The sequence below is a fragment of the Streptosporangium sp. NPDC051022 genome, from assembly GCF_040683035.1.
Lineage (GTDB): Bacteria > Actinomycetota > Actinomycetes > Streptosporangiales > Streptosporangiaceae > Streptosporangium.
Map to the genome: position 1 here is coordinate 21,117 of NZ_JBFBCF010000049.1, position 21,232 is coordinate 42,348.

Annotated in this window: 18 protein-coding genes and 1 pseudogene; 8 read left to right on the forward strand and 11 right to left on the reverse strand. The window is 69.5% G+C overall.

From position 1 onward, the window contains the following. The first annotated feature begins 1 nt into the window (after position 1). Genes AB0N02_RS44145 through AB0N02_RS44155 form a run of 3 tightly spaced genes read left to right on the forward strand, consistent with a single transcriptional unit; the run spans position 2 to position 3,280 of the window. The gene (locus AB0N02_RS44145; RefSeq protein ID WP_363960536.1) at positions 2-1,333 is read left to right on the forward strand and encodes an extracellular solute-binding protein; all 1,332 of its coding nucleotides are present in this window, start codon (positions 2-4) and stop codon (positions 1,331-1,333) included. Continuing rightward, positions 1,318-2,244 carry a sugar ABC transporter permease gene (locus AB0N02_RS44150; RefSeq protein ID WP_363960539.1) on the forward strand — a complete coding sequence of 309 codons (927 nt, stop codon included), beginning with the start codon at positions 1,318-1,320 and terminating at the stop codon, positions 2,242-2,244. Before AB0N02_RS44145 ends, AB0N02_RS44150 begins: the two co-directional genes overlap by 16 nt. Before the next feature lie 4 nt (positions 2,245-2,248). After that, positions 2,249-3,280: a carbohydrate ABC transporter permease gene (locus AB0N02_RS44155; RefSeq protein WP_363960542.1), complete on the forward strand. Its 1,032-nt coding sequence runs from the start codon at positions 2,249-2,251 to the stop codon at positions 3,278-3,280. 96 nt (positions 3,281-3,376) lie between these two features. On the opposite strand, the gene AB0N02_RS44160 is transcribed toward AB0N02_RS44155, so the two are convergent. The 4 genes from AB0N02_RS44160 to AB0N02_RS44175 form a co-directional block, all read right to left on the reverse strand. Beyond that, entirely contained in the window at positions 3,377-4,042 is a 666-nt protein-coding gene (locus AB0N02_RS44160; protein ID WP_363960545.1) for a response regulator transcription factor, read from the reverse strand. Then, positions 4,039-5,187 (reverse strand): histidine kinase, encoded by a 1,149-nt coding sequence (locus AB0N02_RS44165; protein ID WP_363960548.1) that lies wholly within the window; start codon positions 5,185-5,187, stop codon positions 4,039-4,041. The genes AB0N02_RS44160 and AB0N02_RS44165 overlap by 4 nt, the downstream gene beginning before the upstream one ends. A 185-nt stretch (positions 5,188-5,372) precedes the next feature. Next, the gene (locus AB0N02_RS44170; RefSeq protein WP_363960551.1) at positions 5,373-5,795 is read right to left on the reverse strand and encodes a hypothetical protein; all 423 of its coding nucleotides are present in this window, start codon (positions 5,793-5,795) and stop codon (positions 5,373-5,375) included. 277 nt (positions 5,796-6,072) lie between these two features. Beyond that, complete coding sequence (locus tag AB0N02_RS44175) at positions 6,073-6,504, reverse strand: VOC family protein (RefSeq protein WP_363960554.1); 432 nt, start codon at positions 6,502-6,504, stop codon at positions 6,073-6,075. A gap of 80 nt (positions 6,505-6,584) precedes the next feature. On the opposite strand from AB0N02_RS44175, the gene AB0N02_RS44180 reads away from it, so the two are divergent. Then, entirely contained in the window at positions 6,585-7,328 is a 744-nt protein-coding gene (locus AB0N02_RS44180) for a helix-turn-helix domain-containing protein (protein WP_363960557.1), read from the forward strand. 160 nt (positions 7,329-7,488) lie between these two features. Here AB0N02_RS44180 and AB0N02_RS44185 read toward each other — a convergent pair whose 3' ends face one another. Further along, positions 7,489-8,739 carry an FAD-dependent monooxygenase gene (locus AB0N02_RS44185; RefSeq protein WP_363960559.1) on the reverse strand — a complete coding sequence of 417 codons (1,251 nt, stop codon included), beginning with the start codon at positions 8,737-8,739 and terminating at the stop codon, positions 7,489-7,491. Positions 8,740-8,812: 73 nt separating this feature from the next. Here AB0N02_RS44185 and AB0N02_RS44190 point away from each other — a divergent pair, with 73 nt between their 5' ends. Beyond that, positions 8,813-9,481: a TetR/AcrR family transcriptional regulator C-terminal domain-containing protein gene (locus AB0N02_RS44190; protein ID WP_363960561.1), complete on the forward strand. Its 669-nt coding sequence runs from the start codon at positions 8,813-8,815 to the stop codon at positions 9,479-9,481. Here the strand turns inward: AB0N02_RS44190 and AB0N02_RS44195 are convergent. Next, complete coding sequence (locus AB0N02_RS44195; protein WP_363960564.1) at positions 9,436-9,570, reverse strand: hypothetical protein; 135 nt, start codon at positions 9,568-9,570, stop codon at positions 9,436-9,438. The two genes, AB0N02_RS44190 and AB0N02_RS44195, sit on opposite strands and share 46 nt — an antisense overlap. A gap of 116 nt (positions 9,571-9,686) precedes the next feature. Between AB0N02_RS44195 and AB0N02_RS44200 the strand changes: the two genes are divergently transcribed. Next, positions 9,687-10,583: a methyltransferase domain-containing protein gene (locus tag AB0N02_RS44200; RefSeq protein ID WP_363960566.1), complete on the forward strand. Its 897-nt coding sequence runs from the start codon at positions 9,687-9,689 to the stop codon at positions 10,581-10,583. Between the two features lie 235 nt (positions 10,584-10,818). Here the strand turns inward: AB0N02_RS44200 and AB0N02_RS44205 are convergent. Then, a pseudogene (locus AB0N02_RS44205) lies at positions 10,819-11,031 on the reverse strand (DUF4158 domain-containing protein); the annotation flags it as partial. A gap of 577 nt (positions 11,032-11,608) precedes the next feature. On the opposite strand from AB0N02_RS44205, the gene AB0N02_RS44210 reads away from it, so the two are divergent. Together AB0N02_RS44210 and AB0N02_RS44215 are read left to right on the forward strand one after the other, a co-directional pair. Next, positions 11,609-12,004, forward strand: a complete 396-nt coding sequence (locus AB0N02_RS44210) for a hypothetical protein (RefSeq protein ID WP_363960569.1) — start codon at positions 11,609-11,611, stop codon at positions 12,002-12,004. Positions 12,005-12,463: 459 nt separating this feature from the next. Next, the gene (locus AB0N02_RS44215) at positions 12,464-13,876 is read left to right on the forward strand and encodes an Ig-like domain-containing protein (RefSeq protein ID WP_363960572.1); all 1,413 of its coding nucleotides are present in this window, start codon (positions 12,464-12,466) and stop codon (positions 13,874-13,876) included. Between the two features lie 472 nt (positions 13,877-14,348). Here the strand turns inward: AB0N02_RS44215 and AB0N02_RS44220 are convergent, their stop codons facing one another. The 4 genes from AB0N02_RS44220 to AB0N02_RS44235 all read right to left on the reverse strand — a co-directional run bounded on the left by AB0N02_RS44220 (position 14,349) and on the right by AB0N02_RS44235 (position 20,344). After that, positions 14,349-15,884, reverse strand: a complete 1,536-nt coding sequence (locus tag AB0N02_RS44220) for a prenyltransferase/squalene oxidase repeat-containing protein (RefSeq protein ID WP_363960575.1) — start codon at positions 15,882-15,884, stop codon at positions 14,349-14,351. 176 nt (positions 15,885-16,060) lie between these two features. Next, positions 16,061-17,095 (reverse strand): terpene synthase family protein, encoded by a 1,035-nt coding sequence (locus AB0N02_RS44225; RefSeq protein WP_363960578.1) that lies wholly within the window; start codon positions 17,093-17,095, stop codon positions 16,061-16,063. Positions 17,096-17,823: 728 nt separating this feature from the next. Next, positions 17,824-18,378, reverse strand: coding sequence for a hypothetical protein (locus AB0N02_RS44230; RefSeq protein ID WP_363960581.1), 555 nt, complete (start codon positions 18,376-18,378; stop codon positions 17,824-17,826). 205 nt (positions 18,379-18,583) lie between these two features. Next, on the reverse strand, positions 18,584-20,344 hold the full coding sequence (locus AB0N02_RS44235) for an IPT/TIG domain-containing protein (protein WP_363960583.1): 1,761 nt from the start codon (positions 20,342-20,344) through the stop codon (positions 18,584-18,586). Positions 20,345-21,232: the final 888 nt, after the last annotated feature.

Sequence of the window (21,232 nt, forward strand, 5' to 3'; positions counted from 1 at the left end):
CATGGCACTGGCCGCCTGCGGATCCGCCTCCCCTCCGAGCGGTGACGCCGCGGCGGTGGAGCTGCGCTGGTACTGCTGCCTCGGCACCGGCGAGCAGGCCGAGCAGGTCAAGGCGCAGCAGAAGGTGATCGAAAAGTTCCACGCCGCCCAGCGCAAGATCAGGGTGAAGCTCGAGGTCGTCACCTACGACTCCGCCCGCGACACGCTCGCCACCCAGATCGCCTCCGGCAACGGGCCCGACCTCGCCGGTCCCGTCGGTGTCGGCGGCGCCGCCGCCTTCCACGGCCAGTGGCTCGATTTGGCCCCGCTCATCAAGTCCAGCGGCTTCGACCTCAGCCCGTACGCCAAGGGCAGCGCCGACCTCTACCGGATCGGCTCCGTGCAGGAGGGGATCCCGTTCGCGATCTACCCCTCGACCCTGTACTACAAGGCCGACATGTTCGAGGAGGCCGGCCTGGCCGCGCCGCCGCACAAGTACGGCGAGAAGTACACCTGGCCCGACGGCCGCCAGAGCGAGTGGAACTACGACACGCTCAGGGAACTGGCCCTCAGGCTCACCGTTGACAAGAACGGAAAAGACGCCACCCAGGCGGGATTCAACCCCGGCGAGATCGTGCAGTACGGCTTCGAGCCGGCCCGCGACGACCTGCGCTACCAGGGCGCCGCCTTCGCCTCCGGATCACTGGACGCGGGCGACGGCAAGACCGTGAAGATCCCCGACGCCTGGGCCGACGCCTGGCGCTTCTTCTACGACGGCATGTGGAAGGACCGGTTCATCATGACCGGCCCCGTCTTCGAGACCGAGCAGTTCAACGGGGACGGCGCCGCCTTCTTCTCCGGGCACGTCGCGATGAGCGTCAACTTCCTGTGGTCCACCTACGGCGTGGCCGGCGCCGGCGACGACTGGGACCTGGCCGCGATGCCCTCGCACGACGGCAAGACCACCTCACCCACCAGCGCGGACACCTTCCGGATCCTGGCCGGCAGCAAGCACCCCGCCGAGGCCTTCGAGTTCCTGACCTACCTGGTCGGCCCGGCCTCCCAGGAACTGCTCTCCGCGTACGGCGCGATGCCCGCCCGCACCACCGACCAGGACGCCTTCTTCGCCAAGCTGGCCGAGCAGTTCACCAACAAGGTCGACTGGCAGGTCGCCAAGGACAGCGTGGCGTTCGCCGACAACCCGCACTCGGAGTCGCACACACCCAAGTACAACCAGACGCTCACCGTCCTCGGCACCTACAGGAGCCGCTGGATGACCCAGGGCGGGCTCGACATGAACGCCCAGCTCAAGGAGATGCGCGAGGAGATCCAGGACGTGTGGAACCGCTCATGAAAGGCGAGGCGATGTCCCGGGTGGCCCGCAGGGAGGCCCGGTACGGATTCCTGTTCGTCCTTCCGTGGATCATCGGGTTCCTCGCGTTCACGGCACTTCCGATGGCGGCCACGTTCGTCTTCACCTTCCTCAACATCTCGCTGGCCGAGCAGGAGCCGCTCATGTTCGTCGGCCTGGCGAACTACCAGCGGCTCTTCGCCGACCAGCAGGCCTGGGCCTCGCTGTGGGTGACCGCCCGCTTCGCCCTGCTCTGGCTGCCGGTGGTCATCGCCCTGCCGTTCCTGCTCGCGGTCGCGGTCAACAGCAGGTACGTGCGCGGCACCGGGCTGTTGCGGGTGCTGCTGTTCATGCCGTACGTGGTGCCGTTCGTGGCCAGCGCGCTGATCTGGGAGAACATGCTGGTCAACGACGGATGGATCAATACCGCGCTGCGCTGGCTCGGCGTGGGCGGCGCGCCGAGCTGGCTGAACGACCCCGCCTGGGTGATCCCCGGGCTCGTCATGATCGGCCTGTGGGGGCTCGGCTCGGGCATCATCGTCAACCTGGCGGGGCTGCGCGGCATCCCCACCGAGTTGTACGACGCCGCCCGGCTCGACGGCGCCGGATGGTGGCGCCAGCTGTGGCACGTGACGATCCCGATGATGTCGCCGGTGATCTTCTACACGATGATCCTCGCGGTCGTCGAGGTCATGCAGTACTTCCTCATCCCGCTGGTGCTCTTCGACGGCAGCGGCGACCCCGGCGGCGCGACCCGCTTCTTCAACCTCTACCTGTACCAGACCTTCTTCACCTATCAGGAGATGTCCTACGGCTCGACGCTGGCGTGGCTGCTGTTCGTCATCACCCTCGTCGTGACCCTGGTGCTGTTCCGGCTGTCCAGGCGCTGGGTCCACTACACGAGTGAAAGGTGACCCGGTGACCCCGTACCCAGCCCGCCGCATCCGGACGGCGCTGATGACGATCGTGATGTTCGGCATCGTCGCGGCGTTCCTGTCGCCCCTCGTCCAGATGACGCTGTCGTCGCTGAAGAGTGAGCGGCAGGTCAGCCAGGCGCACGCGCCGCTGCTGCCGTCCGACCCGCGCACCTTCACCCATGAGGGCCGGCAGTACGACGTGTACCGGGTGCCGGTCGACGGCGCGGTCCGCGAACTTGCCCTGGTGAAGAAGGGACGCGCCGAGAGCGAGTTCGTCGACCCGGCGGCGCCCGAGAAGGGAACCGTCACCTGGCGCGGCTCCTGGCGCACCCTCGAACCCAGCTGGACCCTGGCGCCGCAATGGTCGAACTACGCCGCGGTCTGGAAACTCATCGACTTCCCCCGGCTGCTGCTCAACACCATCGCACTGGCGGTGATCAGCACGATCGGGACCGTTCTGTCGTGCACGCTGGTCGCCTATGGCTTCGCCCGCTTCCGCTTCCCCGGCCGCGGACCGCTGTTCACCCTGCTCATCGCCACGATCTTCCTGCCCACCGCGGTGACGCTGATCCCGACATATACGATCTTCGCGCAGATCGGATGGGTCGGCACCTGGCTGCCGCTGCTCGTGCCGGCCTTTTTCGCCAACGCCTACAGCGTCTTCCTGCTACGGCAGTACTTCCTGACCATCCCGCGCGAGATGGACGAAGCGGCCTCGATCGACGGTGCCGGACCGCTGCGCACGTTGCGTTCGGTGATCGTGCCGCAGGCGTGGCCGGCGATCACCGCCGTCACCCTGTTCAACTTCGTCTACACCTGGAACGACTACTTCACCCCGCTCATCTACCTTTCCGGCCGGCCCGAGCTCCAGCCGCTACAGGTGGGCCTGGCCGTCTTCAACGGCCTGTACTCGACGAAACCCGCCTACATCCAGGCCGGCGCCATGATGACGATCACCGTGCCAGTGATCCTTTTCATCTGTTTCCAGCGCACGTTCGTGCGCGGCATCATGAGTACCGGGGTGGAGAAATGACCCGAGCGGCCGTGCTCGCTGTGGACGACGACACGGCCGGTGACCCGCTTGGCCCACCGCGACGACCTCACCGGCGGCTGACCTTTGATCCCGATGTCACGCGCCGGGCCGTATCAGGCCGCTCTCGTAGGCCAGGATGACCAGCTGGACCCTGTCGCGCACGTTCAGCTTGGCGATGGCCCTGGTGATGTGGGTCTTGGCAGTGAGCGGACTGATGACGAGACGCTCGGCGATCTCGTTGTTGGAGAGTCCGAGCGCCACGAGCTTGACCGTCTCCAGTTCCCGGGAGGTAAGGGCGGCCAGCCGCTGCCCCGCGCTGGGTGTGAGGTCCTGCCGGTGGGCGAACTGCTCGATGACGCGGCGGGTCACGCCCGGCGATAGGAGTGCATCTCCGCCGGCGACGGCGGCAACCGCGCGGCGGAGTTCGGCGGGTTCGACCTCTTTGGTGAGGAAGCCGCTGGCTCCGGCGCGCAGGGCGGCGAAGACGTGTTCGTCGGTGTCGAACGTGGTGAGGATGATGACGCGACAGCCCGGAGTGGTCGAGTTGGTGACGATGCGGCGCGTGGCGGTGATCCCGTCGGTGCCCGGCATGCGGATGTCCATGAGGATCACGTCGGGGCGGGTGCTCGCGGCCAGCCGTACGGCTTCGTCGCCGTCCTGGGCTTCGCCGACGACCGTGATGTCCCGGGAGCGGGCCAGTAGGCTGCGGAAGCCGGCCCGTACGAGTGCCTGGTCGTCGGCGAGGAGCACCTTGATCGTCATGCCATCGAGCCTGCCACAGGGATGTCGGCGCGCACGGCGAAGCCGCCGCCGGGAATGGGTCCTGCGGTGAGCGCGCCCCCGAGTGCGCTCACTCGCTCGCGCATGCCGTTCAGGCCATGGCCTTGGGTGACCTCGGCGCCGGTTGGGGCGCTGCGGCCGTTGTCGGTGATCTCGACGGTGATGGACTGCGTCTGGTAGCCGATCGTCACCTTGGCTTTGCTCGCTCCCGCGTGCTTGAGCGAGTTGGCAAGGGACTCCTGTACGACACGGTGAACGGCGATGGCGGGAATGGCGGGGACGCCCGCGCGGTCGCCGTGCTCGTCGAGGGTCACCTCAAGCCCGGCGGCACGGGCGTCGGCGATGAGAGTGTCCAAGGAGGCCAGATCCGCCTGGGGTGCGGTGTCAGCGGGGTTGTCGCGCAGGACCGCGATGAGGGAGCGGAGGTCGGTCATCGCCCGGTTCCTGATGTCCTTCGCCAGGCGTAGCGCGGCGGCGGCCGCGGCCGGGTCTTCCTCGAGGGCGTCGGCGGCGACATTGAGCTGGACACCGACGACGGCCAGCGTGTGGGCGATGACGTCGTGCACCTCGTGCGAGACGCGCAGCCGTTCCTCGGCGGCGTGCGCGCGGCTGTCGGTTTCGCGTAGCCGTTCGCGCCAGCGCATCGCGGCGGCGTAGGTGAGGCCCGCGGCGATGAGGATCGCCAGGAGCAGCCCTTCTCCCGCGACGTGGATCACATAGTGGGTCGGGTTCCGCTCGAGAACCCAGCGGAAGTCGACCGCGGAGTAGACCAGCTGGGCCAGGCCGATGGTGGCCACCCAGCGCACCCGGGGGGTGGTGGCGGCGGCGAAGTAGGCGACCGCGGCCGGCCAGATCCAACCGGGGGGAGACCAGTGTCCGGTGAGGTGATAGACGAAGATCCCGCCGATCGACAGCAGCAGCACGGTCATCGGCCAGCGGCGTCTGACCAGCAGGAGCGCTCCAAGAAACAGACCGAGGGGGATCGGGCCCTGCCAGGGGTCGTGCACCCCGGTGGCGAGGGCTACGGCGACGAAGAAGACCAGAGTGAGGGCAGCGAGCGTAATATCGGTGATCCGGGCAAAGTGCCGAACAGGAGCGGGTTCGCGTCGTGGGGGCGCTTCGGCCACGCGGAGGCCCTTTCTCGAGGGGTGACGGGTGTGACGCCGGGCCAGGGCGTACCGGACCGCGTCGCCCAGATGGTCACATGGGCGACGCCGTCGGCATGTTCGGCTTCCGTAGCCGCGTGGACCGGCGGAATCAAGGACCGCGGAAGCTCTGGATCTGTTTACCAGCCCAGGTGGGAAGGTTCGGATCAGACGTGGGTGACCAGGAGGGTCACGCCTGCCTCGCCGCCACAGTCGACGAAAACAGGACCGACGCCGTTACCGATCTCGGGGGCGAGGGTCGCCTTCGCCACGAATCCCTTCGGGTTGTCCTCAACGATGCGGATGTTCTGTAGCACCGGGTGCTCCCTGTCGAGCCCGGCGAGCACTGCCTTGAGCCCTTTGCCGCCACCGCAGTGACCGGTGATCGTCACCTCCTGGCCTCGCTTGGTGGTGGGATTGGGGCTGACCTGAACCACCGCCCTGGCGCCCTTCGGCGGCTTCGGCGCGGCCATCGCAGCGGTGGCCTTGCCGGCCGTGCCGGCCTGGGCGCCAGCCGGTGCGTCGGCCAATCCCAGCAAACCGGCCGTCAGGCTCAGCCCGGCGATCGCAGTGATCACTCTCTTGCCCATGGCGATTCCTCCAGTTCTCATCCGGCTATCTCGACGAGAAACGCTAGGCCGGGCCGCAGCGGGAGCGCGTCGTCCGTTGACCGTCACTTGACCTTGCACCGTTCGCCGTACGCACTACAGCGAACGGGGTAGGCATCAGGCCTCAACCGATCGCACGAGGCCGAGACCGTCAGGGCTTCAGGACGGGCGCGTTCAGGCCGGTCGCGCCGGGCATGACGTGGGAGGCCGACTTCTTCATATCGAGCTCGCTGAGGCGGCTCGGTCCGGTTTATGACGGTCAGCGGCCGTCCGGGGTGGGGCGGTGGTGGACGTACTCCACCACCGTCCCGTCGGGGTGCCGAGCGTTGAAACCGGCTCCGGTCGGCACTTCCTGAAGCGGGAACACGATCTCCGCACCCTCGGCCGCCAGCCGCTCGTAGTACGGCCGCACGTCGTCCACCAGCAGGGTACCCACCGTGTCCCGGAACGGGCGCACGGCTGCCTCATCACCGGCGATGATCAGAAACGCCCCCACCGTGGTCAGCTCCAGCCCCGCCGCCGCGAAGGTGAACCGCGCGTCGGCCGCCGTCCCCTGCAACCGCTCGTAGAAGCCGATGCTCTTGTCCAGTTCCCCCGGCGGCACGAACACCCGGATCAGCACGCGGGGTTCGGCCAGGCTGGAGGAGTCGTTGCGGAGTCGCCACATGTCATCGCTCATGTCATCGCTCATGGCATCCAGAGTGGCGCCGGGCTCCTGCCGGCAGGCAGGGGGGAGTTCATGGGATGAGTGGCGCTCATAGGATCGCGGTCATGGACGATGCCCTACGCCGCGAGCTCGGCGCCCACCTGCGCGCGGCCCGCGAGGTCGTTGACCCGGCGGACGTGGGCCTCGCCGGCGGCGGGCGGCGGCGTACCCCCGGGCTGCGCCGCGAGGAGGTCGCGGCGCTGGCCGGGGTCAGCGTCGCCTGGTACACGTGGCTGGAGCAGGGGAGGGCGAGCACCACTCGCCAGGTGCTGGACGCGATCTGCCGAGTACTCGGCATGGACACGGCGGCGCACCGCCACACGCTGGCGCTGGCCGGGTTCATGCCCGCCGCGCCGGTCACGGGCGAAGCCGTGCTCGGCGAGTCGACCCGGGCGCTGCTGGACAGCTGGACGTCCACGCCGGCCGCGGCCGTGGACGCGCGTTTCGACGTGCTCGCCGGCAACGCCGCCTACCGGCGCTTCTGGGGCGATCCGGACAGTGTGCCGAACGAGCGACGCAACCTCCTCATCATGCTCGCCACCCGCGCGGACCACCACCTGATCGACGTGGAGCCGCTGCTGCGCGGCCTGTACGAGCAATTCCGGGCCAACACCGGCCACATCCCGGACGACCCCCGCGCCGCGGCCATCGTCGATCTCCTGCGGCGCGAACGGCCCGACGCCGGGCACTGGTGGAGCTGCCGGGCGGTACGGGAGTTCGCCCCCGTTACGGCCGGCCGGTTCACGTTCTGCCTGCTGCGGCCGGTCGGCGAGGAAGGCGTCTACATCTTCACGCAGCTCCCGGCCTGACATCCTTAAGGGGCCTGCTCAGGCATATCCGCCCGATTCTTCCTGAGTACTACCGAGATCCCCACTGAGTACGGCATCGGACGCTCCACCATCCACCGGTAGTCGCTTGTTCATTCGCTACGGAACCGTCGCCCGGGGAGCTGGAACAGTTCTTCCGCTTTCAGACGGTGCTGATCGGCGCCGGGTTCTCGGGGAGCTGCCAGTTGCCGCCGCGGTCCTTCTTCGAAAAGCGCGCGGCGAGATCGGGAATGTGCAGGAAACAGGCCAGTGCGGTGGCGGCCTGGAAGGCGTCGATCGCACGCTGGGTCATCGGCATGCCCAGGCGTAGGAGACGCGGATTCACCTCGCCCTGGATCTCGTCGACGAAGGGCCGCAGCACGCTGTCGTAGTTCGCCAGTGCGGTCGGCAGGTCGCCCGGGTGCCGGTTGATCTCGCCGGCCAGGACGTAGGCGCCCACCAGGCCGCCGGAGATGCCCATGCCGCTGTAAGGGGAGGCACAGTGGGCGGCGTCGCCGGCAAGGACCACGCGGCCCTTGGACCAGGTGTCGGTTCGGACCTGGACGATCTCCTGGGAGTAGAAGAAGGGGCTCGTCTGCATGCCATTGATGAAGCGCTCGGTCTGCCAGCCCGCGTCGCGGAACCTGCTCGCCCAGAACCTCTGCTGGCGCTCGACGGGTTCCCGGTGGATCGCCGAGGCTTCCTCGGATTCCTCCCGCATCACGAAGTACACCTGCGTCTCGGTCGGGTTGTGGCTGCGGCGCATGATCTGACGGCCGCCCGGGACCATGTAGGTGTCCCGGATGTTGCTGTCGGACGCGATGCGCGGGATGAACCAGTAGGCCATGTGGATGCCGACCCGCCAGTACGGGTCGCAGCCCGCAGGGAGGATCGCCCGCCGGATGCGCGACCCCTGCCCGTCCGCGCCGACCAGGAGGTCGAACTCGCCGGAGGACCCGTCGGAGAGGTGCGCGATGACCTTCTGTTCGTCCTGTTCGAAGCCGTCCACGCTCACGCCGAAGACGTACTCGGTGTCGTCCTTCGACGCGTCGTGCAGGATGCGTACCAGGTCACCGCGCATGATCTCGTACTCGGAGGTGAGGGTCTGCCGGCCCTGGCCGGAGGTGTTGGCCATGATCGTCGCCTTGGTCCTGCCGCGCGCGTCGACGAAGGCGACACCCGCCTCGTCCACCAGCTTGCCGCGGACGGCGTCAAGAAGCCCCATCCGTTCGACGGCCTCGATGCCCTGTCCCCGGAGGTCGACCTGCGCCCCGGTGGCCCGCAGCACCGGAAAGCGTTCGGCGACGGTCACCCTGTGGCCGCCCCGCGTGAGCCAGAAAGCCAGCGCCTGGCCCGCTATCCCGCCGCCGGTAACAAGGATCCGCAGGGGGCGCGCTCCGGGTCTGTCGGCCATGCCCATCACCCCAAAGAATCTATCAGTGAATGATTCCCCTCCAGAGTCATCTATCAGTGATAGATTTGTCAACGTGACCAAGGTGAACCGTGAGATCGTCGTCTCCGAAGCACTCGACCTGCTCGACGAGGTCGGGCTGGACACGGTCAGTACGCGGCGGCTGGCGAAGCGGCTGGGCGTCGAACAGCCCTCCCTGTACTGGTACTTCCGCACTAAGAAGGACCTCCTCGCCGCCATGGCGGAGGCGGCGATGGCACCGCATGTGGCCGCCCCGCTGCCGACGCCCGACGACGACTGGCGCGACTGGTTCCTGGACAACACGCGAAGCTTCCGGCGCACCCTGCTGATGCGTCGGGACGGCGCACGCCTCCACGCAGGCAGCACCCCTGCCAACGACCTCGACCGGATCCGCCGCAAGATGGACTTCCTGATCACCTCCGGAGTGCCTGAGCGGGACGCCCAGATGGCGATGCTGGCCGCCGGTCGTTTCACGGTCGGCAGTGTCCTGGAGGAACAGGCGGACGCCGGCTCCGGCGACGGCTCAGATCCACCAGCGGACATGCCTGTGATCGACTACGAGTCGGCATTCGAGGCCGGCCTGACCCTCATCTTGGACGGCCTGGTGCACCGCACCGCAATGCGGGCCGCCTCCCCGTCGGCAAACGATCTAATCCCGGCAGGCCGCTCTGCTCGGGGTCAGGTCGTGGGAGCGAGGCGAGCGATGACGCCCGGGGCGATGTAGTCGTCGGGGTCGATGGCCACCTCATACCTGGCGTGGGTGAGGACCTGGGTGAGGGCTCGCAGTTCGGCGTCCAGGTCGACGCCGACCATGTTGGCGCGTCACGGTGCAGAATCGTGCTGTGGGACGTGCGGGGTTCGCCGGCCGTGTGAGATATCCCGCTCCCGTCGTTGTGGCGCTGGTGGTCTGGGGACGTGACCATGTAGTGATGACGACCTCCTCGCCCCGCCCGCCGCACGTCGGTAACCGACCGGATCCGATAGGCGGGACTACCGCGCTCGGTGGAGAGCCCGCTCCCGCCCGCGGGTACCTGCTGGACAACGCACGCGCCGAGGCGGGCGAGCGATTCGTCTGGCTGGCCGAGCTGTTCGACGGTGTGACGCGGGGGCACTTCGATCGACTGGGGGTCGGGGCCGGCTCGCGCTGCTGGGAGGTGGGGGCCGGTGGCCGCAGTATCCCGGAGGCGCTCGCGGCGGCCGTCGGTCCGACCGGGCACGTGCTGGCCACGGACATCGACCCGTCGTGGCTGAAGGCAGGCGACGGGTACGAGGTGCGCCGGCACGACGTCGCCGCTGATCCGCCCCCGGAGCCGGGGACGTTCGATCTGGTGCACGCCCGGCTCGTGCTGGTCCATGTACCCGACCGGGCTCGGGCGTTGGCCACGATGGTGGCGGCGCTGCGGCCCGGCGGCTGGCTGCTGGTCGAGGACGCCGATACCGCTCTGCAGCAACTGGCATGCCTGGACGACAGCGGCCCGGCGCAGCGGCGGGCCAACCGGCTGCGCGACGCGGTCCGGGAGCTGCTGACGCGCCGCGGCGCGGACCTGCGCTACGGCCGGACACTGCCGCGGGCATTGCGTGAGGCCGGCTTGGTAGATGTCGCCGCGGCGGGCTCTTTCCCGGTCGGCGGGCTGGCCTGCGACCGGCTGGAGGCGGCGACCATCCGGCACGTGCGCGGCGAGCTGCTCGCGGCCGGCCTGGCCGACGACGCCGAGATCGACGCGCACTTGGCCGCCATCCACGCGGGCAAACTCGACCTGACACTCGCGCCGCTGATCTCGGCCTGGGGACGCCGTCCAGCCGAGCACCCGCCGGCACTCGGTTAGGCGCGGATCCAGGCGTTGTCCGATCTGCCCACAGCGCTGTTCGTCGAGGAGATCTTCGGGCCGCAGGAGTAGCCCCGCGGTCCGGTCCCGGTCGGCGGCCGCCGCTGTTTCCGCAGGTCGCCGAGTCCCGAAACCCGTCCCGGAACCGGTGTGTCGGCACCGGGGTCGCGGGACGTTTCCGAGCCGATGCTCGGCATGACGACCGCCTCCGCTGCGGTGCCGGCACCTCGTCGGGTACGAACCCCAGCCACGGCAGCGTGCACAACTGCACAGCGACACCGAGCACGTTTCGCCAGGTCCGGAACTTGCGCAGGAACGCCTCGTCCGCGCTGGTCAGCGTGAGATGCCGGATCAACTGCCCGGCCCAACTCCGGGAACCCCCGCAGCCGCGCCAACTCCTCCTCGGAGGACACGTCTCGCGTCGCCACGTCCCCACCCATCCGAGCATCGACCGGCACCAAACGGACCGAAACGCTACCGGGCCAGCCCACGAAGCTGATCAATGTGCCTTAACGTTGGTTTTTCGCTGGAAGCTACGGGCAGGCCGCAGAGGCCGGGCGGGCCATCATCGCGGAGAACTACGCGGCATATGTCGCCGAATACGGCGATCCCGCATAGTCACGGAGGTACCTGGCGGCTGGGGACACGTTCGCAAGCGGAGGGCCGGCACAGCGCAAGGCCCGCCGCGGGTACGAGAACCGCGTCAGCACCCTCACCGTCGAATCGGGCGGATGGGACCCAGGTGCGGCCCACCCTGACCGCGGACCGGTGACCTGTCGCCGACGCCTGAAACTTGCCGGGCGCGAGCCACTCGGCGAGCAGCTGGAGCTGTTCAGTACGGCAGAGCAGAACGAGGCTGCAGGTGGGGCGCCCTGACCTCAGCTATTCCGGTTGGAGTGAGGGTGATCTCACTGCCCCGCCATAGCAACCCAGAGTTATCGACCGGTTTCTTTATGTGAGCATCCGGGGGTCGCGTAGGCCACTGTGACATCACGACCCTCACCCTTCCCGAGCAAGGAGAGCTCATGCGCGCGAAAGTCACCGCCATCGCCCTGGCCGCCACCTTGACCGTCGGCGGCCTGGCCACCGGTGCTGCCGCCTACGCCGCGCTCGGCGGCGCCCAGGCCCCCTACGCGCGCGCCGCCGCCGTCGTCAATGCCGACGGCACCGTCGTGCGCTCCAAGGGTGTCACCGAGGTCCGCCGTCTCGGCGTCGGCCGCTACTGCCTCAAGCTTGACTCCGACATCGACGCCACCAAGGCCGTCCCGGTCGCCACCAAGCGCTGGGGCGCCCCCTGGAACTCCAGCGTCTTCGTTGACGCTGACGCCAGCGCGTGCGGCGCCGCCGCCCACCACGTCTTCGTCGGCGCAGGCAACAACGGGGCCGGCGCCGACGTCGCCTTCCACGTCATCGTCCCCTGAGCGGTCCGGCCCTCGAAAACAGCGAAGGGAGTTGGCGCAGGCCAACTCCCTCTCTCATGGAGTTCGTGGTCTTATCGCAGGTCGTAATGCGTGCCTACGCCGAACTCCGCGGGAGGTGGAGTTCGCCCGGTCGGCCAGGGGGGCGGCCGGAATGCGGCCAAAGGGACCGCGTCTCGCGCACTTACGGCAGTGCGAGGCCGGGATTTCGGCGGCAGTCACTGCGCGATCGTGGACGAGACCGGATTGGCGCCCGAACCGATGTCGGCCTGCATCGACGTCGCCGACGTCCGCGCCGACGGCACCCAGGTGCACCAGTGGCGGTGTCTCACATCTCGGCTGCGCCGACACGCAGTCGACATTGTCGATCACTTAGTGCTATGGGTCAAATGCACATAGTAGCGTCGCTGTGATGTTGATCTACGAGGACATTCCTCACGACAGAGTGGGAGTTCGACGTTGATGTCACAGCGATTCCGATCCTCGCTGACCTGCGCCGCATTGGCGCTGCTGGCCGCATTGGGAACGCAAGGAGCGGCCGGAACCGGTGCGCTCGCCGCCACCACTCAACAGCAGACCGCTACCCGAGCCGCCCAGACACCCTGTGTCCGGCAGGGACAGACGACCTACCCCGTCAGCTACTACTGGAGGAACCTGATCGGCTGGCACCTGGGCAGCGGGTCGGTCTCGGTCGACACCTCCCCATCCTTGTGGGGTGGGCAGATCGCACCAGGCGGCACCTTCACCCTCACCCTGACCCACCGCACGGCCCAGTGGCCGGCGCTGGTGCGCACCTACACCACCACCTGGGACCTGTCATCCCTGCTGGCCAACGCCAACATCGTCAGCCAGTCAGGGACCGGCACCATCAACGGCACCACCCTGTCGATCACTTCACCGGGCTACAAGACCGACCCGCCCGCCAAGGTCATCACCTTCCAGGTCCGCCAGGGCACCGCCGGAAGCAGCATGACCATCCGGCCAAGCGGCATCAGCAGCGTCGTCGCCTTCCCAGGCCAGCTCGGGAACAACACACCCGCTCCGCCGATCCAGATCGTCAACGGGCAGTCGATCTCGCCCACCCGGGCCGCCGACGACGCCGCCACCACCCAGGGCAGAGCCGTCAACGTGCCCGTCCTGGCCAACGACACCGCGACCGGACCGGTGATCAGCAACGTCACCGCTCCCGGCCACGGCACCGCGACCATCTCCGGCAACACCGTGGTCTACACACCCGGCCCCGGCTTCGTCGGCACCGACACCTTCACCTACACCATCACCACCGCCTGCGGAAGCGCCACCGCCACGGTCACCGTCACCGTCCCGTGCACCGACACACCCATCACCCTGGCCAACGGCAGCTTCGAGGCACCACCCGTGACCGGGTACCAGTTCCTCCCCGACGCCTCCGTCAACCCGGGCATCGCCTGGCACACCACCGCCACCGACCGCCTGGTGGAGTTCTGGCGCACCGGCACGAACGGAGTCCCGGCAGCCGATGGCCAGCAGTTCGCCGAACTCAACGCCCACCAGTTCTCCACCCTGTACCAGGACCTGCCCACCGTTCCGGGAACCCTCATGACCTGGTCGCTGTATCACCGGGGCGTTCTGGGCACCGACGTGATGCACGTGCTCATCGGCGCCCCCGGCGCGACCGTGGCCCAGATCCCCGCCGGAGCCTCCTCACCCGACATCACCGACGGCAACACCGCCTGGCGCCACTACACCGGGGTGTACGTCGTCCCGCCGGGACAGACCGTCACGCGGTTCGCCTTCCAGTCGGTGTCGACCGCAGGTGGTAGCCCGGGGACCGGGAACCTCCTGGACGGCGTGGTCTTCGAGACCCCGACCTGCCCGCCCACGACCAAGGGCTGAGGGCAGGCGGATTCCTGGGGGCTGCGGATCAGCCTGGCGTCGCGACGAGGTCTAGAACCTAAGCCGCCACCTGGGGCCAGGTGAATTGGTTTTTCCGCGATTGCTACCGGCCCCCATCAAGGCACCCGATGAGGACCTGTTGTGGAATGCCGAGCCCCCGGTGCTCCTGCGGGGTGAGGCGAAGCTGCGCGGCGCAGACGGATCCGAAACCCAGCGCTGGGGGTTCGAGCCCGCGAACGATTGAGATGTGTGCGTCCCCGCCCGGCGACCGGGGCTTGGGTTGCCCGCCTCGGGCCGGGGAGCGTAGCCGTCGCTCACCCGCTGGCAAGTCCCGCAACCGCCGGTACGGGACTTGCCGGCGGGCGACGCTGAGCGCTTGATCCGGGCCCTGGGCCGGGTGAGGTCACGGGTTACTCTCGGCCGGGTGGCCGCCGTGAACCTGCGGGCGCGGAACGCAGGCCGGAGTGATCGGTCACAGCCGATGAGTCAAGTGGCTCAGCGCCAGGAGTGCGCACGTGCTGGCGAGAGCGGGGACGGTGTAGGGGAAGGGGCGCGGGCCGAGCATGTCCGGGACGGAGAGGACGGAGCCGTCGGGCAGCTGATGATCGAGGAGGTAGCGGGTGGCGCGGGCAGCGGGGACGTGGTCGTGCTGGCGGGTGAGGCAGATCAGCGCGTAGGCGGTGCTGATCGGATCACTGGGTGAGCCTTCCTGCTGGCCGAAGCCGCCGTCTGGCAGCTGCCGCGACCTGACCAGGTCTAGGGCGCGGGTGGTGACGGTACGGGCGGCGGGGTGGTGGGGGTGGGGTGCGGTGGCGAGCAGCGCGCGGAAGAGGGTGTGGAGTTGGCTGCTGCTCCAGCCGGGCGGGAAGGAGCCGTCGGGGCGCTGGCAGGTGGCCAGGAATTCGAGGGCGCTGTGGATGGCCTGCTCGTGGCCTGGGTCTTGGGTGGTGAGGGCGTTGATGGCGGCGGCGGTCATGCATGCCTCTGAGGGGGCGCCTGCGACGTAGGTGGGGAAACCTCCGTCCGTATTTTGCAGAGCGGTGAGGGCGTCGGTTCCACGTCGGATCGGCGCCTGGTGGGCGCACGGGTCATGCTGCTGGAGGAATTCCAGTGCCACGGTGGTGCAGTCGACATCGCTGAGAGCGGCTTGGTCGGTGTAGGACCAGCCGCCGGAAGGTTTCTGCTGCTCGGTCAGGTGGCCGGCGATCCGGTCCAGCACCGGGGTGGGGGCGCCGGTCGAGGCCAGGGCGACACCGGTGGTGACGGTGGCCCAGGTGTCGACATCGGTGACGAACGGCAGCCCCCCGTCGGCCCGTTGATGCCGCAAGGCCAGGCGTAAGCCGGCCGTGACGACGTGCTCGTGGCCGGGCACGCGGGCGAGCGCGTGCAGGACCGACAGGTGGATGAGGAGGTTGGCCTCCCAGATCCGCCCGTCCTGCTGGGTGGACAGCAGCAGAGCGACGTCGCCGGGAGCGAGGGATCGGTCGTCTTTGGGGGCGAGGATGACTTTGGCCGCGGTGAACTGAACCAGGGCCCAGGGGTGCAGGCCCTCGGGGGAGAAGGCGCGCGGGCCCGGCGCCGGGGCGTTGTGCGGGTGGGGCAGGCCGAGCATGGTCAGCACCGCCGCGATCAGTGCCTTCTTGCGGGGTGCGGTGAAGTCGGGGGCGTCGGCGACCAGTCGCTGTGCCAGCGCGGCGGCGGACCGTGCCCGCCCGGCCAGGGCAGCACCTGCCAGGGCCGCATCCACTGGGCCGGCGACCGTGCGCTGCCGCTGGAGGTATGCGCCGAGCCGCTGCTTTTCTTCTTTGTGTCCGGTGAGTTCGCGCAGGAGCGGCCACGCGAGCGCCGATTCCAGCACCCGGCTGTGGCACGGCTCGCGGACCGCTCCGCAGGCGTCGACCCGGTGAGCGAGATGTTCGCGCAGCCGTCGTGTTGCCGCCTTCAGCGAGGAGGGGAACGCGGTGGCGGGCCAGGGGAGGAGGGGGCAGGTGAGCGCGGGCACTCGCATCGAAGAGCGATTCCTTTCTGGGCGCGGCTACAGCACGGGCGAGGCAGGGCTCGGCTTTCGGCTTTGGCGTGCCCGTTGCCTTGCCGCCGGTGCTCTACGAGCGGGTGCGAAAGCACCCGCTTTCGTACGCCATTGCAACGTCGTGTCCAGGCGATGCTCGTCATGTGGACACGACGTCAGGCCGGTTGAGGGGGCGGCCGGTCCTCGGCCCGGCCGGTGGTGCCGTCGTGGTTCAGGGGCGGTGGAAATGTGTAGCGGCCGGAGTCGAGCAGCCAGCCGAAGTGGGTGCCAGGCAGGTCGGTGAGGGTGTCGGCGACCTGGGCGATGGGGTGCCGCTGGTCGTCCAGGTGCAGCCGATGCGTCTCCTGGCCCAGGAGACGCCGGGCGTTACGCAGGTCGTCAAGGCGCCGGCGGATCTGCTGTTTGACCTGCTCGACGGCGGTGCGGGTGTCGCAGCCCAGCGCATGGCGGAAGACGGTGACGTAGTTGGTGGTGTCGCCGGATGCGCTCTCACGGTCGTAGGAGGCGATGTCGTTGCACCAGGCGGTGATGTCGTTGGCGGCGGCGCACAGTTCGCTCCAGGCGCTGGTGCGCGCCAAAGGCGCGGGAATCTCGGCGCGGTGGGCGACCTCGAACAGGTTGAACATGTGCTCGCCGTTGGCGCGCCGGCGCAGCCGCGGGTAGTCCTCAACAGAAGGGACGCGGCCGTTGACGCGGTTGTCCGCCTGTTCGAGGAACGCGTCCCGGTGGTGGCGCATCTGGGTGGTGAAACGCGTGCGCCAGGCCGGCGTCATCCTGGGAGCGGTGCGCTGCCAGAGGTCGGCCAGCGCCGCCTGGAGCGGGGAGGCCGGCCCTGGTGGACGGCTGGTGGAGACGATGGCAAGCAGGCTGCCGTAGGTTCGGCGGACCCAGGCTTGGTCGTGGCCGGCGAGACCGTCGTCTTGCTCGTCGTCCAGAAAGAAGAACCAGGTGGTCCACTGCGAGAACAGGGTGACATCCGCTGCAGGGACATGGGGCAGGAAACGGGCGGCGGCGAGGTGGAACCGGGCCCGGCCGAGCCGTTCGGCATCACGCCTGTTCGCGGTCAGCCCCATCATCCTGGCCCAGTGGAGTGTCTCTGCCTCGATGTCGGACGCTTGCAGGTGCACCGTTTCAGGGACGCTGATGCCGAGTTCGGTGTGCAGCGCGGTGGAGCAGGATCCGCTTGCCAACCGGTTTCCTCGTCCTTCGCTCACTTTGACCTCCTCACCGGCACAGGAAACGGGTCCTGGCCGCGGCCGCCGAATACGAACTGGAGCTGCGCGCTGAACACCAAGCCGAGGGGCCGCCAAGCGCCGCGAGGCCGCCGGCGCCATGCTGCCCGGCAAGAAGAAGACCGGTCGGCCCCGCGTCATCGGCCCCGCCGAGCCGGCGACGCTGCGCCACCTGGTCGCCGACGGCGTCTCGGTCATTGAGGCCACCCGCACCACCTCGGCTCCCACCGACCCGAACGCGGCCAACGACAGCGCTTCGGCGCGCTGCACCGTGATCTCCATCATCCTGGCCACCTGCCCCTGCCCCCCGGTCCCGGCGGGACGAACCCGGCCCGGTACGTCCCGCTGGAGCCCGCGCTCTGCGCAGCCCTTTCTTTGTCCGCTGGAGCGCCTCAGGGTCGCCCCTTCACGGCCCAGAACTCCCGAAGCTACGGCCAGGAGCAAAGTAGGGGGCTGATTGGACAGAACGGAAGTTCTGTCCGGTTCCCGAGACGGCGTCTGACCAGGTCAGCACAGCCAGACCGTTGCGGGAACCAATCCGGCCCCACGCCGGGCACGGCCATCCACAGCCGAGACCCCGGCTTCTACGACACCTTCGTTAGCGCAGGCCAGACGGTACTTCGTTGGAAATTTCCTCATTGCTACCGGGATCCCCGACAGCGAAGTCGGCTCTTCCTTGAGGGCTGTCAGAGAGTGGTGATCTGAGCGGCGAGGGTGCCGTCTTGGATGGTCAGGCCGCCGGATGCCAGGCAGTTGAGCGGGTTGACGGCGTAGACCCAGGTGAAGACGGCGGTGGCGCCGGTGAACTGGCCTGCGGTGATGGTGCCGGTGCCCACGGTTTGCAGGATGCCGCCGGTGATGGTCAGCACGTAGGTGAGACTGGCGGTGGAGGTGTTGCCGTTGTTCCAGGTGACGGTGAGCGGGCCGTCGGGGCTTACTTCGACGTCGTTGCAGGAGGCGCCGGGGATGGTGGCGCTCAGGAACCATGAGCCGCTGGTGAGGGTGGGGTCGGTGGAGGTGCAGGAGGACAGGGTGCTGGTTTCGGTGGAGCTGACGTTTCGCGGGGTGAGGGTCAGGCCGGGGCTGTAGGTGGCGTGGCTGGTGCCGGTGCAGGTGACCGACGCCGCGGCGTGGGCGGCCGGGGCGGGGATGAGCACGGCGGCCAAGGTGGCCAGCGGGGCCAGCAGGGCGGCGGGCAGCCTGCGTCGGCGGCGGGGCGGGACATGAACGCACATGGACATGGGGCTTCCTTCGCGTCGTGGGAAAAGGCCGGAGCCGGGGGCGGTCGCCCGGGGGAAGGGGCCGAGACCGCCCGCCGTCGGCGTGCCGGTCTGGCAGGAGCAGGGGGATAGCACCCCCGCACCGTCCGCAGGAGGTAACTGGACGTCCGCGGTGACCGGTGAAGGCCCGCCGCAGGTGCGGCGGGCCTTCACCGGTGGTCCGGGGTCAGTGCTGGATGAGTCCGGCGGTGTCGGTGGCGGCTTCGAGGGCGGGGGTGCCGGTGAAGGTCGCGGTGTAGGACAGGTGGAGCAGGATCGCGGTCAGCGGGGCCAAGCCGTAGCAGGAGGCGACGCCGCTGCTGTTGGTGGTGGCGGTGCAGACGGTGTGGGTGCCGACCTTGAAGGTGACGGTCTTTCCGGCGAGGGGCTGGCCGGTGGTGGTGTCGGTGAGGGTCGCCGAGGGATGCAGGTTGATGTTGAGCGCGCCGCCGGTGACGGAGAACAGCAGCGGCTGGGCGTCGAGCTTGGTGGTGTCCTTGGTGTAGGTGAAGGTGCCGGCGCTGCTGGTGGCGCTGGTGCCGTGCGGGGTGGTGACCTTCACGTCGACCGCTCCGGCGGCGGTGGCGGCGGGGCTGGTCGCGGTGATGCTGGTGGCGGAGTTCACCGTGAACGAGGTCGCCGCGGTTGCGCCGAAGGTGACGGCGGTGGCGCCGGTCAGGTTGGTGCCGGTGATGGTCACGCTCGTGCCGCCGGAGGCGGGGCCGGTGGCCGGGTTGACGGCGGTGATGGCGGGTGCGGGGTTGATGTAGGTGAAGGTGCCCGCGCTGCTGGTGGCGCTGGTGCCGCCGGGGGTGGTGACCTTCACGTCCACCGCTCCGGCGGCGGTGGCGGCGGGGCTGGTGGCGGTGATCTGGGTGTCGGAGTCGACGGTGAACGAGGCCGCGGTGTCGCCGAAGACGACGGCGGTGGCGCCGGTGAGGTCGGCGCCCGTGATCGTCACCGTGGTGCCGCCGGTGGTGGGCCCGCTGGCGGGGCTGATGCCGGTGATGGCGGGGACCTGGTAGTAGGTGATGATGACGACGCCGTTGCCCGATCGGACGCCGGTCTGGAAGGTGGTCCCGGCGGGGCCGTAGCCGCTGCCTCCGCCACCGCCCGCGGAGGCCCTGGCGTAGGTGGGAGGACCGGCCCATTCGCCTCCGCCGCCCCCACCGCCGCCGTACCAACCGCCTCCGCCGCCGCCTCCGCCGGCGCCGGAGGGCCCACCGGGCGCCTCCGCGCCGCCCGCGCCGCCCGTACCGGCCGTGCCGTCGGCTCCGGCGTCCGCTCCGTAGCTGCCGGCGCCGCCGCTCCCACCGGCCGAGGATGTCGCTCCGCCGCCCGGGTTGGCCCCGAGGCTCGAGTTGCCGCCGGAGGCACCGGCGGCACCGCCTCCGTCCCCGCCGCCGCCCGCGTAGCCGCGGTCGAAGTTGCCGCCTCCGCCGCCTCCGCCGGCCACTAGCACCCGGTCGTCCAGGCCGTAGCCGGGGCCGGTGCGCACGTCCGAGGCGCCGCCGCCCGCGCCGCCGTCGAGATACCCAAACACGTTCCCGCCCTTGCCGCCGGCGCCTCCGCCGCCGTAGCCGCCGGTCCCTCCGACGTTGATCTGGAGCTCCTGCCCGGGGGTGACGGCCAGGGTGGCCTTGGCCTCTCCGCCCCGGCCGCCCGCGCCACCCGGGACTTGGCCGGGCCCGGCCTGGCCCTGGGCGCCGAACGCGTCCACCTCGATCGAGGTCACACCGTCCGGCACGGTGAGCGTCTGCGGGCCACCGGTGTAGGAGAACGTCACCGTCGTGGCGGCCTGGGCCGCCGGGGCCACCGCGGCCAGGCCGCCGGCGGCCAGGGCCAGGGCCAGCGTGCCCCGCAGGGCCAGCCTGGTCAGACGGACGCGCGGGCCGCGCCCGCGCAGGGAGGTGTTCGAGGTCGAGGACAGGAGGGGGGGTAAGGACATGAAGTAGGGCTCTCTTTCGGCTTCGCCGCCTCGGCCGCCCGGTCCCTGTCGGACCGCGCCGTACAGCCGGACGTCCAGACGCGGCGGCGCGCAACCGCCCGGTGTCCCCGAACCCCGATCTTCATCACCGAGAGGAATCGTTCACACGCCCCACGCCACAGCGAAACTCTCATCGATCATGGGGGCGCGACACCTACCCGGCGTGTACTAACTGCTATCCATACGGGAGAACCAGCACTCACCCCCATGCCTCTGGCGCTTCCGCCTTTCCTGCGCTAAAGGCCGTCTATCGGGGCAAATAATGGGCGAGTGGAGGTATCCATGCAGTCTTCGCAAACCCGGAAGGCATGGTCGGCGGCAACAGCCGCCGTGAGCGGACCTATCCCACCCGCATCACCTCTTTGAGGCGCTGGCGCTCTCGCGATCGACCGGCCCGTACGCGCGTACGCGACGCCCGTCGGCCACCGGTCTGGCGGCGGACTTTCGCGACACCCTAAGCAGGCGCGAAGAACCGCAGGAGTCAGCGAGGCGGGCCGGGAGACTGCCCGCCCGGCCGAGCCCCGGGGAGCGTAGCCGTCGCTTGCCCGCCCGCGAGCCCCCGCACCCGCCGACCCGGGCAGCCGCCGTAGGGGACTTGCCCACGGGCGGTGCCGACGGCTCGACCCGGATCCCGGGCCGGGGCGAGCGCAGGAACGCGGCAGAACGAGGGCGGCTACCGGCTGACCGATCGCCGCAGAGCGAGCAGACCTTCGTCGAAGGCGAGCTGAAACAGCGCGCCAGGCGCACCATCACCCAATCCTTATCGCCCATCGTGGCCGGTGTGCCGTTGGCTTCGGCATCGACGGCCGACTCCAGCAGATCCTGCGGCAGGGCGTGCGCGTGGCCGAG

What these genes read in the sequence shown, in the direction of transcription:
- AB0N02_RS44235 (WP_363960583.1), bottom strand. Translation starts at nt 20,344, where the DNA reads ATGTCCTTACCCCCCCTCCTGTCCTCGACCTCGAACACCTCCCTGCGC.
- AB0N02_RS44180 (WP_363960557.1), top strand. Translation starts at nt 6,585, where the DNA reads ATGGACGATGCCCTACGCCGCGAGCTCGGCGCCCACCTGCGCGCGGCC.
- AB0N02_RS44145 (WP_363960536.1), top strand. Translation starts at nt 2, where the DNA reads ATGGCACTGGCCGCCTGCGGATCCGCCTCCCCTCCGAGCGGTGACGCC.
- AB0N02_RS44170 (WP_363960551.1), bottom strand. Translation starts at nt 5,795, where the DNA reads ATGGGCAAGAGAGTGATCACTGCGATCGCCGGGCTGAGCCTGACGGCC.
- AB0N02_RS44175 (WP_363960554.1), bottom strand. Translation starts at nt 6,504, where the DNA reads ATGAGCGATGACATGAGCGATGACATGTGGCGACTCCGCAACGACTCC.
- AB0N02_RS44220 (WP_363960575.1), bottom strand. Translation starts at nt 15,884, where the DNA reads ATGCGAGTGCCCGCGCTCACCTGCCCCCTCCTCCCCTGGCCCGCCACC.
- AB0N02_RS44230 (WP_363960581.1), bottom strand. Translation starts at nt 18,378, where the DNA reads ATGTCCATGTGCGTTCATGTCCCGCCCCGCCGCCGACGCAGGCTGCCC.
- AB0N02_RS44185 (WP_363960559.1), bottom strand. Translation starts at nt 8,739, where the DNA reads ATGGCCGACAGACCCGGAGCGCGCCCCCTGCGGATCCTTGTTACCGGC.
- AB0N02_RS44200 (WP_363960566.1), top strand. Translation starts at nt 9,687, where the DNA reads ATGACGACCTCCTCGCCCCGCCCGCCGCACGTCGGTAACCGACCGGAT.
- AB0N02_RS44210 (WP_363960569.1), top strand. Translation starts at nt 11,609, where the DNA reads ATGCGCGCGAAAGTCACCGCCATCGCCCTGGCCGCCACCTTGACCGTC.
- AB0N02_RS44215 (WP_363960572.1), top strand. Translation starts at nt 12,464, where the DNA reads ATGTCACAGCGATTCCGATCCTCGCTGACCTGCGCCGCATTGGCGCTG.
- AB0N02_RS44195 (WP_363960564.1), bottom strand. Translation starts at nt 9,570, where the DNA reads ATGGTCGGCGTCGACCTGGACGCCGAACTGCGAGCCCTCACCCAGGTC.
- AB0N02_RS44160 (WP_363960545.1), bottom strand. Translation starts at nt 4,042, where the DNA reads ATGACGATCAAGGTGCTCCTCGCCGACGACCAGGCACTCGTACGGGCC.